10 protein-coding genes and 1 pseudogene are annotated in these 13,446 nt (G+C 72.2%); 7 read left to right on the forward strand and 4 right to left on the reverse strand.

The window, feature by feature from the left end; all coding sequences use genetic code 11:
- The first annotated feature begins 35 nt into the window (after positions 1-35).
- Complete coding sequence (locus A8713_RS08520) at positions 36-725, forward strand: TetR/AcrR family transcriptional regulator (protein ID WP_079158880.1); 690 nt, start codon at positions 36-38, stop codon at positions 723-725.
- A gap of 23 nt (positions 726-748) precedes the next feature.
- On the opposite strand, the pseudogene A8713_RS08525 reads toward A8713_RS08520, so the two are convergent.
- Positions 749-976: pseudogene (locus A8713_RS08525) on the reverse strand (5-carboxymethyl-2-hydroxymuconate Delta-isomerase); the annotation flags it as partial.
- Positions 977-1,382: 406 nt separating this feature from the next.
- Here A8713_RS08525 and A8713_RS08530 point away from each other — a divergent pair.
- The 6 genes from A8713_RS08530 to A8713_RS08555 all read left to right on the forward strand — a co-directional run bounded on the left by A8713_RS08530 (position 1,383) and on the right by A8713_RS08555 (position 8,592).
- Positions 1,383-2,672 carry an extracellular solute-binding protein gene (locus A8713_RS08530; protein WP_064532735.1) on the forward strand — a complete coding sequence of 430 codons (1,290 nt, stop codon included), beginning with the start codon at positions 1,383-1,385 and terminating at the stop codon, positions 2,670-2,672.
- 146 nt (positions 2,673-2,818) lie between these two features.
- A complete protein-coding gene (locus tag A8713_RS08535) occupies positions 2,819-3,817 on the forward strand; it encodes a carbohydrate ABC transporter permease (RefSeq protein ID WP_079159248.1) in 999 nt (332 codons plus the stop codon).
- A 12-nt stretch (positions 3,818-3,829) separates the two neighbouring features.
- Positions 3,830-4,741, forward strand: coding sequence for a sugar ABC transporter permease (locus A8713_RS08540; protein WP_064532736.1), 912 nt, complete (start codon positions 3,830-3,832; stop codon positions 4,739-4,741).
- Positions 4,742-4,818: 77 nt separating this feature from the next.
- Positions 4,819-6,534 carry a glycoside hydrolase family 13 protein gene (locus A8713_RS08545; protein ID WP_064532738.1) on the forward strand — a complete coding sequence of 572 codons (1,716 nt, stop codon included), beginning with the start codon at positions 4,819-4,821 and terminating at the stop codon, positions 6,532-6,534.
- 25 nt (positions 6,535-6,559) lie between these two features.
- Entirely contained in the window at positions 6,560-7,588 is a 1,029-nt protein-coding gene (locus A8713_RS08550; RefSeq protein ID WP_064532740.1) for a LacI family DNA-binding transcriptional regulator, read from the forward strand.
- A gap of 131 nt (positions 7,589-7,719) precedes the next feature.
- The gene (locus A8713_RS08555) at positions 7,720-8,592 is read left to right on the forward strand and encodes a phosphatase PAP2 family protein (RefSeq protein ID WP_064532742.1); all 873 of its coding nucleotides are present in this window, start codon (positions 7,720-7,722) and stop codon (positions 8,590-8,592) included.
- Positions 8,593-8,608: 16 nt separating this feature from the next.
- Here the strand turns inward: A8713_RS08555 and A8713_RS08560 are convergent, their stop codons facing one another.
- The 3 genes from A8713_RS08560 to A8713_RS08570 all read right to left on the reverse strand — a co-directional run bounded on the left by A8713_RS08560 (position 8,609) and on the right by A8713_RS08570 (position 13,445).
- Complete coding sequence (locus A8713_RS08560) at positions 8,609-11,605, reverse strand: bifunctional [glutamine synthetase] adenylyltransferase/[glutamine synthetase]-adenylyl-L-tyrosine phosphorylase (protein WP_064532744.1); 2,997 nt, start codon at positions 11,603-11,605, stop codon at positions 8,609-8,611.
- Between the two features lie 167 nt (positions 11,606-11,772).
- On the reverse strand, positions 11,773-12,291 hold the full coding sequence (locus A8713_RS08565) for a hypothetical protein (RefSeq protein WP_064532746.1): 519 nt from the start codon (positions 12,289-12,291) through the stop codon (positions 11,773-11,775).
- A gap of 77 nt (positions 12,292-12,368) precedes the next feature.
- A complete protein-coding gene (locus A8713_RS08570) occupies positions 12,369-13,445 on the reverse strand; it encodes a hypothetical protein (protein WP_064532748.1) in 1,077 nt (358 codons plus the stop codon).
- Position 13,446: the final 1 nt, after the last annotated feature.

Below are 13,446 nucleotides of genomic sequence, written 5' to 3' on the forward strand. Positions count from 1 at the left end.
CGTTCGCGGCCGGATCCGGTCGGTAGGGTGGGCACATGACCACCGGGGTGCGGCGCAGGATGGGAGTCGAGGAACGACGCGAGCAGTTGATCGGCGTCGCCCTCGAACTGTTCGGCGGGCGCTCCCCCGACGATGTCTCCATCGACGAGATAGCGTCGGCGGCGGGCATATCGCGCCCGCTGGTCTACCACTACTTCCCCGGCAAGGTCAGCCTGTACGAGGCGGCGCTCCGGCGGGCGGCGGACGATCTGGCCGACCGGTTCACCGAGCCGCGCGAAGGCCCGCTGGGGCTGCGGCTGCTGCGGGTGATGCGCCGCTTCTTCGACTTCGTGGACGCGCACGGGCCCGGCTTCTCGGCCCTGATGCGGGGCGGCCCGGCGGTCGGCTCGACCACGACCAACGCCCTCATCGACTCCGTCCGGCAGGTGGCCTACGACCAGTTGCTGTCGCATCTCGGCGTGCAGGACCCGCCCGCGCGCCTGGACCTGGTGGTGCGCTCCTGGATCTCCCTGGCCGAGTCGACGGCGCTGCTCTGGCTGGACGGCCGCCGGGTGCCGCGCGCCGAGCTGGAGGTCCAGCTCGTGCACGACTTCGCCGCGCTGCTGGCCGTCGCCGCCGCCCAGGACGAGGAGCTGACCGCGCTGCTGCGCGGCGTGTTCACGGCGGAGCCGGCCGACGGCCCCTTCGCGGACCTGCTCGGCCGGCTCCTCCGGCTCGCCTCCTAGGGTCTGCTCAAAGGACGCCGTCCTCAGCTCTCCGTCTCGTACTTGCGGTAGGACGCGTCGAGGTCGCGGATCTCCGCCGAGGCGTGCAGGACCAGGCCCTCGACGGGCCGCACATGGGCGCGCAGCGCCTCCAGGACCGCTTCCGCCAGCCGTGCCTTGGTCTCCTCGGTGCGCCCGGCCAGCAGACCGACGCTGACGTGCACGATCGCGTGCCCCTCGGCGTCCGGCCCGACGACGGTGTCCTGGCTCCTGGTTCCGGCTGTGGCGACGGGGTCACCCTAGGACCTGGACGGTGAACGTGCCGGTGGTCGCCGGGCGAGACCGTATCCCCGGTGAATCGCTTGCAGCAAGAGTCATGAAAACCATGGAAAGAACTTTCAGGATCGGACCTCCGACGCCCCCTCACCCGCCCCGGCGGAGCCGGCCCCCGCACTCCCCGCCGCACGGGCAGTACGTGTCCGTCGGCGATCTGACCCGACACCCTGCGGTAACGAAAATGTCACGCTTGCCGGACCGTGCGGAAATTTTCTTGCAACATCTTTCGCAAGGGATTGCAGCCTTGCTACGTTCCTCCCGCGCCCGGCGGCCGTCGATCGGGACAGACGGCACCCACGGTCCTCCCAAGGGATGATCCGGGCCCATATCTAGGGAGTTCATATGCGACGTGGCATATCGATCGCCGCCGCGGTCACCGTGGTCGCGCTGGCCGCCTCGGCCTGCGGCGGGTCGGACAGCGACTCGTCCGGCAAGCCGAAGGACCCCAAGGACGTCTCCGGGACGATCACGTACTGGGACACCTCGGACGCGGCGACCGAAGCCCCGACGTACAAGGCCCTGGTCAAGCAGTTCGAGGCCAAGTACCCGAAGATCAAGGTGAACTACCAGAGCGTCCCGTTCACCGACGTCGAGCAGAAGTTCAAGTCGGCCGCCAAGAGCGGCAAGGGCGCCCCCGACGTGGTCCGCACCGACGTGGGCCTGATGGCCGAGTACGCCTCGCTGGGCTACATCGCCCCGCTCGACGGCACCCCGGCCCTCAAGGACACCGCCGACTTCACCGCCACGCCGCTGAACACCGCCAAGTACGACGGCAAGACGTACGGCGCCCCCTCGGTCACCGACACCCTCGGCCTGCTCTACAACAAGAAGCTCCTCCAGCAGGCCGGCATCGCCAAGCCCCCGGCCACCTGGGACGAGTTCATCGCCGACGCCAAGACCATCAAGCAGAAGACCGGGGCCTACGGCACCTACGTCAACCCGGACTCCTACTTCCTGCTCCCGCTGCTCTACAGCAACGGCGCGGACCTGGCCGACCCGTCCGCCAAGAAGATCACCATCAGCGACGCCGCCGCCGTCACCGCGCTCACCACCGCGAAGAAGATCAACGACGAGGCGTCGATGAAGGTCGACTTCGCGAACGCCTACCAGAACATGCAGACCGCCTTCAAGAACGGCAAGGTGGCCATGCTGATCCAGGGCCCCTGGTCGGTCGGCGACGACCTGACCGGCAGCGCGTTCAAGGGCGACGAGGCCAACCTCGGCTTCGCCGCCGTCCCGGCGGGCGCCGGCGGCAAGGCCCAGGCCCCGACCGGCGGCCACAACCTCGCGGTCTACCAGGGTTCGGGCAACCTGGACGCCAGCTATCTGTTCACGCAGTTCATGACGTCCACCGAGAGCCAGATCGCCATCGCCAAGGGCACCGGCACCCTGCCGACCCGCACCTCGGCGTACACCTCCGAGGTCACCGCCGACCCCAAGATCGCCGGCTTCAAGCCGCTCCTGGAGCGGACCGCCCGCCCGCGCGTGGCCCTGCCGCAGGTCGGTTCGCTGTTCACCCCGCTCCAGCAGAACTACGTGAAGGTCCTCCAGGGCGACCAGTCGGTCAAGGGCGGCCTCGACGCCACCGCGAAGGAGTTCCAGAAGCTCCTGCCCGGCTACTCCGTCGGCTGACCGCACCCGCCGCAGCCGCCCCCGCCGTCGCCGCACGGCAGCCGAAGACACGCAGCCCCGGGGAACCGACTCCCCGCTGCCGCCCCGACCGGGGCTCCCCGGGGCCGCGGAACCACCCGACTTCGTCCGCGAGAGAGCCGATGACCATGACGACCGCAGCGAGCACCGGAGACGACCGCACCACAGCGGGCGGTGACCGGCCCCCGCGCCCCGCCCGCGCCTCGGCGCTGCGGCGGTCCTGGGACACGTACTGGTACGCCTGGGCGATGGTGACCCCGGTCGCCCTCGTGATCACCGTGCTGGTGCTGTACCCCCTGGGCTACGGCTTCTACCAGTCGCTGACGAACGCCAACGAGTCCAACGTCGCCAGCACCATCGGCGCCTTCCACCGGCCCGCCACCTACGACTTCGTCGGCCTCGACAACTACTGGCACGTCCTGTCCGGCGCGGACGGCGACTTCTACCCGCGCCTGGTGTGGACGGTCGTGTGGACCGTGTCCTGCGTGGTGCTCCAGGTCGGTCTGGGCATGGCGCTGGCGGTGCTGCTCAACCGCGAGATGCGGCTGCGCGGCTTCTACCGCGCCCTGCTGATCCTGCCGTGGGCCGTCCCCTCCTTCATCGGCGTCTTCGCCTGGCGGCTGATGCTCAACTCCCAGTACGGCGTCTTCAACGAGGTCATCACCGCCCTCGGCCTGCCGGCGCAGAACTGGCTGGGCACCCCGCTGGCCCAGAAGGCCGCCGTCATCATGGTCAACGTCTGGATCGGCATCCCGTTCAACATGGTCGCGCTGCTCGGCGGGCTCCAGTCCATACCCAAGGAGCTGTACGAGGCCGCCGAGATGGACGGCGCCTCCCCCTGGCAGCGCTTCGTGAACGTCACCCTGCCCGGCCTCAAGCCGGTGTCGAACACCGTGATCCTGCTGGGCTGCATCTGGACGTTCAACATGTTCAACGTCATCTACCTGCTGCTGGGCAACAACACCACCGGCGACACCGACATCCTCGTCACCTTCGCCTTCCACAAGGCCTTCAACGGGATCTCGGACTACGCGGGAGCGGCCACCTACGGGATCATCATCCTCGCTCTCCTGCTGGCCTTCTCGACCTTCTACCGCCGCAGCACCCTGAAGTCCGAGCAGGCGTAAGGAGCCCTCGCCATGACCGCAGCCACGCACGAGAGCGGCCCCGCCGCGCCCGCCGCCCCCGCCCGCCCCGCCGCCCCGCGCCCGCGCCGGGTGCGCGGCCGCCAGGAGCGCGCCCCCTGGGTCTCCGTCGTCCTGCACGCCACCCTGGTCCTCGCCACCGTGATCGCCGCGTTCCCCGTGGCGTGGATCCTGTTCATCTCGCTGGGCCCCAAGAACGCCTGGCAGGAGCCGGGCCAGGTGCTCAGCCATCTGAGCCTGCACAACTACAGTGACGTACTGGCCCATTCGGACCTGGCGAAGTGGTTCCTGAACACCGTCGTCGTGGCGGGCGGCACCACCGTGCTCGGCGTCTTCCTCGCCTCGACCGCCGGGTACGCCGTGTCCCGGATGCGGTTCCCGGGCAGCCGCCAGCTGATGTGGACCTTCCTGGTCACCCAGATGTTCCCCAGTATCGTATTGATCGTGCCGCTCTATCTGCTGATGTCCGAGTTGCACCTGCTGGACAACTACCTCGGGCTGATCCTGGCGTACGCGACCACGGCGGTGCCGTTCTGCGCCTGGATGATGAAGGGCTACTTCGACACCATCCCCAAGGAGATAGACGAGGCGGGCCGGGTGGACGGGCTCACCCCGATCGGCACCTTCTGGCGGCTGATCCTGCCGCTGGCCAGGCCGGGCCTGGCGGTGACCGCGTTCTACAGCTTCCTCACCGCCTGGGGCGAGGTCGCCTACGCGACGCAGTTCATGCAGTCCGACCACTACACGCTCGCCGTCGGCATCCGCACCTTCGCGCAGGACCAGCGCCCCGACTGGGCGTGGACCTCCGCCACCGCGATCATCATCACCATCCCGGCGGCCCTCGTGTTCCTGCTCGTCCAGCGCAGCCTGGTGTCCGGTCTGACGGCCGGCGGCACCAAGTCCTGAGCGCGGCCCGGACGGCGGCCCCTCCCGCCGCCGCGCGCACGCGCCCTGTCGTTCCCCTCGCACCCCTAAGGGAATCCATGACCCAGCACGTCACCGACACCGCCCCCGCCGAAGCCCCCACCGCCGCCGCGCGCCGGGAGTGGTGGCGCGACGCGGTCATCTACCAGGTCTACCCGCGCAGTTTCGCCGACGGCGACGGCGACGGGATGGGCGACCTGCCCGGCATCCGGGCCCGGCTGCCCTACCTGCGCGATCTCGGTGTCGACGCCGTCTGGCTGTCCCCGTTCTACGCCTCCCCGCAGGCCGACGCGGGCTACGACGTCGCCGACTACCGGGCCATCGACCCGATGTTCGGCACCCTCACCGACGCCGACGACCTGGTCCGCGACGCCCACGCGCTGGGGCTGCGCGTCATCGTCGACGTCGTCCCCAACCACTGCTCCGACCAGCACGAGTGGTTCAGGCAGGCGCTGCGCGAGGGCCCCGGCTCCCCGCTGCGCGACCGCTTCCACTTCCGCCCCGGCAAGGGCGCGGGCGGCGAACTCCCGCCCAACGACTGGGAGTCCATCTTCGGCGGCCCGGCCTGGACCCGGGTGACCGAACCGGACGGCACCCCGGGCCAGTGGTACCTGCACCTCTTCGCGCCCGAGCAGCCCGACTTCAACTGGGAGCACCCGGCCGTCCACGACGAGTTCCGCTCCATCCTGCGGTTCTGGCTCGACCTCGGCGTCGACGGCTTCCGCATCGACGTCGCCCACGGCCTGGTCAAGGCCGCCGGACTGCCCGACATCGGCCACGACGAGCAGGTCAAGCTGCTGGGCACCCAGGCCGTGCCGTACTTCGACCAGGACGGCGTGCACGAGATCTACCGCAGCTGGCGGCGGATCCTGGAGGAGTACGCCGAAGACGAATCAGGGCCTGAAGGGCCTTCCTCGGAAGGGCGGTGGCGGGCGACGGGCGGGCGGATCGCGGTCGCCGAGGCGTGGACGCCGACCGTGGAGCGCAGCGCCCTGTACCTGCGCCCCGACGAGCTGCACCAGGCGTTCAACTTCTCGTATCTGACCACCGGTTGGGACGCCGCCGAGCTGCGCGACGTCATCGACCGCTCGCTGCGCGCCATGAACGCCGTGCACGCGCCCGCCACCTGGGTGCTCTCCAACCACGACGTCGTACGCCACTCCACGCGGCTGGCGGCGGGCGACGGCGCCGACGGTCTGCGCCGGGCCCGCGCGGCGACCCTGCTGATGCTGGCGCTGCCCGGCTCGGCCTACCTCTACCAGGGCGAGGAACTGGGCCTGCCCGAGGTCGTCGACCTGCCCGACGAGGTGCGCCAGGACCCGGCGTTCTTCCGCAGCTCCGGCCAGGACGGCACCCGCGACGGCTGCCGGGTGCCGCTGCCGTGGTCCGGGCAGGAGCCGCCGTTCGGCTTCGGTCCCGTCGAGGGCGGCCCGAGCTGGCTGCCGCAGCCCGCCGAGTGGCGGGAGCTGACGGTCGAGGCGCAGCAGGGCGACCCGGACTCGACGCTGGAGTTCTACCGCAGCGCGCTCGCCGTGCGCCGCGAGCACCCGGCGCTCGGCGCCGGGACCCGGATCACCTGGCTGGACAGCCCCGAGGGAGTGCTCGCCTTCCGCCGCGACACCGGCGAGGGCTCCTTCGTCTGCACGGTCAACCTGACCGCCGCTCCCCTCGCCGTGCCCACCCCCGGCACCCTGCTGCTGGCCAGCTCAGACGTGGTCCCCGGCCCCGACTTGACGCAACTGCCCCGCGACTGCGCCGTCTGGTGGGCAGTCTGACATGCAACCGGTACAGTCCACTCCTGTGACCACACGGCTTGCCGACATCGCCGCGCAGGCGGGGGTGAGCGAAGCGACCGTCAGCCGCGTCCTGAACGGCAAGCCGGGCGTCGCCGCCACCACCCGCCAGTCCGTGCTGGCCGCGCTCGACGTCCTCGGCTACGAGCGTCCGGTGCGGCTGCGCCAGCGCAGCGAGGGTCTGGTGGGCCTGATCACCCCGGAGCTGGAGAACCCCATCTTCCCGGCGCTCGCCCAGGTGATCGGGCAGGCGCTGACCCGGCAGGGCTACACCCCGGTGCTCGCCACCCAGACCCCCGGCGGGTCCACCGAGGACGAGCTGACCGAGATGCTGGTGGACCGCGGGGTCGCGGGCATCATCTATGTCTCCGGACTGCACGCGGACACCACCGCCGACATGGAGCGCTACGAGCGGCTGCGCGCCCAGGGCGTGCCGTTCGTGCTGGTGGACGGCTTCTCCCCGAAGGTGCAGGCGCCGTTCATCTCCCCCGACGACCGCGCGGCCATGACGCTCGCGGTCACCCATCTCGTCTCGCTGGGCCATGTCCGCGTCGGCCTCGCCCTCGGGCCGAAGCGCTTCGTGCCGGTGCAGCGCAAGATAGAGGGCTTCGTCCGCGCCGTGCAGGACCAGCTGGGCCTGGCGCCCGACCTCATCGAGACGGAGCTGGTGCAGCACTCCCTGTACACCCTGGAGGGCGGCCAGGCCGCGGCGACGGCACTGATCGCCCGCGGCTGCACCGCGGTGGTGTGCGCCAGCGACATGATGGCGCTCGGCGCCATCCGCGCGGGCCGCCAGAACGGCCTGGCCGTCCCCCGGGACCTCTCCGTGGTCGGCTTCGACGACTCCCCGCTGATCGCCTTCACCGACCCGCCGCTGACCACGATCCGCAAGCCGGTCCCGGCGATGGGGCAGGCGGCGGTGCGCACCCTGCTGGAGGAGGTCGGCGGGACGCCCGCGCCGCACAGCGAGTTCGTGTTCATGCCCGAACTGGTGGTCCGCGGCTCGACGGCGTCGGCGCCCCGGACCCGGTTCTAGGGCCGCTCGTCCGGATCGTGCCGGGCCGCTCCCCCACCGGATCCGGACGGACGGCATGAGAACAACATGCGGGCGGGACCGGGCCGCGGGATGAGGGCCGCGGGACGGCTTTTCTGGCAGACTCTGCGGCTATGGGTGATACGACCGTGCGCCGACCGGAAGATCCCGAAGAGGCCCGTCCGTACCCCGTCACGGACACCGGACGCCCCCGGCCCGCGAGACCGGCGCGTGTCCCGCGCCGGCCCCGCATCTGGTTCGAGATCCTGCTGATCGCGGTCAGTTACTGGACGTACTCGCTGATCCGCAACGCCGTCCCGGAGCAGAAGGCCGCCGCCCTGCGCAACGCCGCCTGGGTCTGGCGCACCGAGCACCATCTCGGCATCGCCGCCGAGCAGTGGGTCAACCACACGGTGAACACGGTGACTTGGCTGGTCGTCGGGATGAACTACTACTACGCGACCCTGCACTTCGTGATCACGGTGGGTGTCCTGGTGTGGCTCTACCGCACCCACCCCGGCCGGTACGCGGCGGCCCGGCTCGCCCTGTTCGCGACCACGGGCGTGGCCCTGCTCGGCTACTACCTGTATCCGCTGGCGCCGCCCCGGCTGATGTCCGGCGGCCGCTTCGTCGACACCGTCCAGGTCCACCACACCTGGGGTTCGATGGCCTCCGGCGACCTCAAGCACATGTCCAACCAGTACGCCGCGATGCCCTCCATGCACATCGGCTGGTCCCTGTGGTGCGGCCTGACCCTGCTGGCCCTGGCCACGGTCCCGTGGGTGCGGGTGCTGGCCGCGCTCTACCCGGTGGCTACCCTGGTCGTCATCGTCGCCACCGCCAACCACTTCTGGCTGGACGCCGTCGGCGGAGTGCTCTGCCTCGCCTTCGGCCTCACCGTCGCCCGCCTCTGGTACGGCGCCCTGCCGCACGCCCTGCCCAGGACGGCGCCCCGGCGGCCGGCGGGGGCAGGGGCGGGGGCGGGATCGCAGTCGTACGGGACTTGAGGTGCCGTAGCACGGCTCAGGTGCCGTAGAACAGGGTCTCCATCACGGCCCTGGCGCGGCGCGCCGTGCGCCGGTAGGCGTCGAGCATGTCGCCGACGTGACCGGGCCCGTACCCGAGGTAGCGCCCCACCGCGGCCAGCTCCCGCGGCTCGGTCGGGAAGGTGTCGCCGGCCCGGCCGCGCACCAGCATCACCGCGTTGCGCACCCGGGTGGCCAGCACCCATGCCTCGTCCAGGACGGCGGCGTCCTCCTCGGTGACCAGCCCGGCCGCCCGCGCCGCCGCGAGGGCCTGCCGGGTGCGGGTGGTGCGCAGTGCGGCCACCTCGGCGCCGTGCCGCATCTGGAGGAGCTGCACGGTCCACTCCACGTCGGAGAGGCCGCCGGGCCCGAGCTTGGTGTGCAGCTTGGGGTCGGCGCCCCGGGGCAGCCGCTCGGACTCCATCCGGGCCTTGAGCCGCCGGATCTCGCGCACCGCGTCCTCGCCGAGGCCGGCCGCCGGATAGCGCAGCGGGTCGACCAGTTCCACGAACCGCCGCCCCAGTTCCTCGTCCCCGGCCACCGGCTCGGCCCGCAGCAGCGCCTGCGACTCCCACACCAGCGACCAGCGCCGGTAGTACGCCGCGTACGAGGTGAGGGTGCGCACCAGCGGACCCGACTTGCCCTCGGGGCGCAGATCGGCGTCGATGAGCAGCGGCGGGTCGGCGCTGGGGAGCTGGAGCAGCCGGCGCATCTCGGCGACGACCCGGTTGGCGGCGTCGGCGGCCTCCCGCTCGTCGGCGCCCTCGCGCGGCTCGTGCACGAACAGGACGTCGGCGTCGGAGCCGTAGCCCAGTTCGTGGCCGCCGAAGCGGCCCATGCCGATGACCGCGAACCGGGTGGGCAGGGTGTCGCCCCAGCCGCCGCGCACGACCGCCCGCAGGGTGCCCGCGAGGGTCGCGGCCGTCAGGTCGGAGACCGCGCCGCCGACCTGGTCGACCAGGGGGCCCTGGTCGGTCTCGGCGGGCTGGGCCTCGGTGCCGTAGGAGCCGACGATGTCGGCGGCGGCAGTGCGGAACAGCTCCCGTCTGCGCACCCCGCGGGCGGCCGTGACGCCCTGCTCGGCGCTCTCGGCGCGGCCGACGGCGGCCAGGATCTCCTGCTCCAGCTGGGCCCGGCCGCGCGGTCCGAGTCCGCCGCCGCCGTCGCCGAGCAGCGCCACCGCCTCCGGTGCCCGCATCAGCAGGTCGGGGGCGAGCCGCCCGGCGGACAGGACCCGGGCGAGGTTCTCGGCGGCGGCGCCCTCGTCGCGCAGCAGCCGCAGGTACCAGGGGGTCTTGCCGAGCGCGTCGGAGACCTTGCGGAAGTTGAGCAGTCCGGCGTCCGGATCGGCGGAGTCGGCGAACCAGCCCAGCAGCACCGGCAGCAGGGTGCGCTGGATGGCGGCCTTGCGGGTGACGCCGGAGGCCAGGGCCTCCAGATGGCGCAGGGCGGCGGCCGGGTCGGCGTAGCCGAGCGCGACCAGCCGCTCGCGGGCCGCCTCGGTGCTCAGCCGGGCCTCGCCGGGGGCGAGCTGGGCGACCGCGTCGAGCAGCGGCCGGTAGAACAGCTTCTCGTGCAGCCGCCGTACGACGCCGGTGTGCCGCTTCCACTCGCGGGTCAGCTCGGCCACCGGGTCGGCGCGCAGCCCCAGGGAGCGGCCCAGCCGCCGCAGTCCGGCGTCGTCCTCGGGCAGCAGATGGGTGCGGCGCAGCCGGTAGAGCTGGATGCGGTGCTCCATGAAGCGCAGGAAGCGGTACGCCTCGTCGAGCCGTCCGGCGTCCGTGCGGCCGACGTAGCCGCCCGCGGCGAGGGCCTGGAGGGCGTCGAGCGTGGTGCCGCTGCGCAGCGAGGGGTCGGCGCGGCCGTGCACGAGCTGGAGCAGCTGCACGGCGAACTCGACGTCGCGCAGTCCGCCCGGCCCGAGCTTCAGTTCGCGCTCGACCTCGGCGACGGGGATGTTCGCCACCACGCGGCGGCGCATCTTCTGCACGTCGGCGACGAAGTTGTCCCGTTCGGCGGCCTGCCAGACCAGCGGGGAGAGCGCCTCGACGTAGGCGGCGCCCAGCCCGGCGTCCCCGGCGACCGGGCGGGCCTTCAGCAGCGCCTGGAACTCCCAGGTCTTGGCCCACCGCTGGTAGTAGGCGAGATGGCTGCTCAGGGTCCGCACCAGCGGTCCGTTGCGCCCCTCGGGCCGCAGATTGGCGTCGACCGGCCAGATGCTGCCCTCCACGGTCGTCTCGGAGCAGATGCGCATCATCCGCGCGGCGAGGCGGGTGGCGGCGCGCAGCGCCTCGGTCTCGTCGCCGTCCTCCTCGGCGCTCTCGCCGACGAAGATGACGTCCACGTCGGAGACGTAGTTCAGCTCGTGGCCGCCGCACTTGCCCATGGCGATGACGGCGAGCCGGCACCGCGCGGCGTCCTCGGGGGCCTCTTCACCGGCGATGCGCAGCGCGGCGCGCAGGGTGGCGGTGGCGAGGTCGGCCAGTTCGGCGGCGGTCTCGGCGATCCCGGTGGTGCCGCAGACGTCGCGGGCGGCGATGGACAGCAGGCAGCGGCGGTAGGCGACGCGCAGCGCGACGGGGTCGTCCGCCCCGGCGAGCCCCCGTTCGAACTCCTCCACGCCCGGGTGCAGGTCGCGCGGCTCGTAGGTGACGAGCGCCTGCCAGTCACCGGCGTGCCGCGCCAGGTGCTCGCCGAGCGCGGCGGACGCGCCGAGCACGCCGAGCAGCCGGTCGCGCAGCGGTTTGGCCGCTATCACCGTGTCCAGCAGTTCCCGCCGGGCGGCCGGCGAGGGCTGCGCCTCCAGCAGCCGGACCAGTCCGTCCAGCGCGAGATCCGGGTCGGCGGTGGCGCCCAGCGCCTCCAGCAGCACCGGGTCGTCGCGGACCCCGGCCAGCTCCGGGCCGTCCAGCCTCCGCTCGGCGGCCGAGGCATCGGTGAAGCCGTGCCGCAGCAGCCGTGTGAAGGTGCTGCTCCTGCGCCCCGGCGCCGTCATCCCGGTCTCCCGTCGGATCGAGGTGGTCCTGGCCAGAGCGTAGCGGCAGGCGGGGGTGTCGGCTGGGGGGTGTCGGCTGCGGGCGGGGCGGGCGGGCGCCGTGGCCGCGCCCTGCCCGACGGTCAGAGGCCGTGGGGCGGGATCCGGAAGCAGGGGCAGGCCGTCGCTCAGAGGCCGTCCAGCCAGGCCGCCGTGTCGGCGGGGTGCCCGAAGCGGTGGACGGTGAGCGGGCCGAAGCGCGGGGCGCGCGTACGGCGGGCCACCTCGCGGCGGCGGGGCCCGTGCTGCGCCCAGGACCACCACACGGGGTGCTCCCGGCTCAGCCACCCCCGCCAGGTCTCCCGGTTCCCGCCGAACAGCGCCTCGCGGGTGACCGTGCGGCGCAGGGAGCGGCGCAGCACGCGGGGCATGACGACGTGCCGGGGGTAGTCCAGCCAGAGCACGGTGTCGGCCCGCTCCCACAGCAGGTCACGGACCTCCGGGTAGCCGAGGGAGTCGATGATCCAGCGGGACGCGTCGGCGATCCTGCCCACGTCCTCGGCCAGCCGTCCGTTCACGGCCCAGCCGGGACCGGCGAAGTACAGCGCGTCCATCTCGTGGTACGGCACCCCCAGGCGGGCGCCGACCGACCGGGCGAGCGTCGACTTGCCCGCACCGGTGACGCCCACGACCAGGATCCGCTGCACGGCGGCACCCTATCCGCGCGGCGGCGGGGCCGGGAAGGCGACCTCCGGTCCGGAGGTCTCCGGGTCGGCGACGGCGGTCACGGGATCTGACCTGCGTCGGCCTTCGCCATGCGGTCGGCAAGGATCGTGGACAGTTGCCGGAGGCGTCCGACGCGCTCCGGGGTCCCGTCGTCCAACTGGTGTGCCATGCCGATGAAGGCCCCGTAGCGGAACACCGAAACGCGGTTGTACATCGACGCCGTGGGCCCGCTGTCCGACGAGAAGCCCTGGCTCTCCTCGCCGTAGTCGCCCAGACCAGCGATTTCGTGCTCAAAAGCGAGACCCTTCTCGATGCCGCCGTCCACGAGATCCACGTACGCGAGATGAGCGGTCGTGGCGTCAGGGAACGCCACTACTAGAAATTCGGCATGATTGCCTGGATTGCTGTCTTTCGTCACCTTCGGGTCGTACTCCACACCGCCAACAGCGGTGGCGTTCTTCTGGCACTCGGGTGCGGCACGGCAGAGGAACAGTCCGGCCGCGGACGTGGCGATGTGCGGAGTTTCGGCCTGCGGAAAGGCACGGCTGTCCACGGATTTCCGGTCGGGGAGGATCCGGCGGACCGTCGCCGTGGTCGGCGGCAGAGCGGCACCCGTCGCGCGGGACACGGAAGGCGCGCTGCTCGGTGGTGCGTCGCCGTCCTGCGGGAGCTGCGCGCCGCCGAGCCGGACACCTCCGTACACGGCGAGCGCCAGGATGAGGACGGCCAGGGTGAGAACCGCGAGCGTCCGGGCGTCGCCGTTGCGGATGTTGTTGATGATCTGGTCGCGGCCGGCGAAGTTGCCCCGGACCTTGTTCCCCGTTCCCTGGACGGTGATGCCGCCGCCGGAAGCGACGTTGGCGGGCTGAGCCGGGGCGGGCGCCTCTTCCGGGGCGGGCATGACGCTGGTAAGCCGGACGACGAAGGGCTGGTCGGCGGCCATCACGGTCACCAGGGCGCTGTGGAGGACGGCCTGGGCCGCAGGCTCCTGCGGTGCCGCGTCGAACGTGGCCACGGCGGCGTTCTGCCCGGCGCCCGCGAGCCGGGTGCGCACCAGATCGCCGACCAGCGAGGCGGCGGTGCTGCCGACGCCGGTGGCAGCCGCTGTCGCTGCTGTCGCCATCAGCTGAACCACG

The sequence above is a fragment of the Streptomyces sp. SAT1 genome (assembly GCF_001654495.1).
Lineage (GTDB): Bacteria > Actinomycetota > Actinomycetes > Streptomycetales > Streptomycetaceae > Streptomyces > Streptomyces andamanensis.

What these genes read in the sequence shown, in the direction of transcription:
- A8713_RS08520 (WP_079158880.1), top strand. Translation starts at nt 36, where the DNA reads ATGACCACCGGGGTGCGGCGCAGGATGGGAGTCGAGGAACGACGCGAG.
- A8713_RS08530 (WP_064532735.1), top strand. Translation starts at nt 1,383, where the DNA reads ATGCGACGTGGCATATCGATCGCCGCCGCGGTCACCGTGGTCGCGCTG.
- A8713_RS08535 (WP_079159248.1), top strand. Translation starts at nt 2,819, where the DNA reads ATGACGACCGCAGCGAGCACCGGAGACGACCGCACCACAGCGGGCGGT.
- A8713_RS08540 (WP_064532736.1), top strand. Translation starts at nt 3,830, where the DNA reads ATGACCGCAGCCACGCACGAGAGCGGCCCCGCCGCGCCCGCCGCCCCC.
- A8713_RS08545 (WP_064532738.1), top strand. Translation starts at nt 4,819, where the DNA reads ATGACCCAGCACGTCACCGACACCGCCCCCGCCGAAGCCCCCACCGCC.
- A8713_RS08555 (WP_064532742.1), top strand. Translation starts at nt 7,720, where the DNA reads ATGGGTGATACGACCGTGCGCCGACCGGAAGATCCCGAAGAGGCCCGT.
- A8713_RS08560 (WP_064532744.1), bottom strand. Translation starts at nt 11,605, where the DNA reads ATGACGGCGCCGGGGCGCAGGAGCAGCACCTTCACACGGCTGCTGCGG.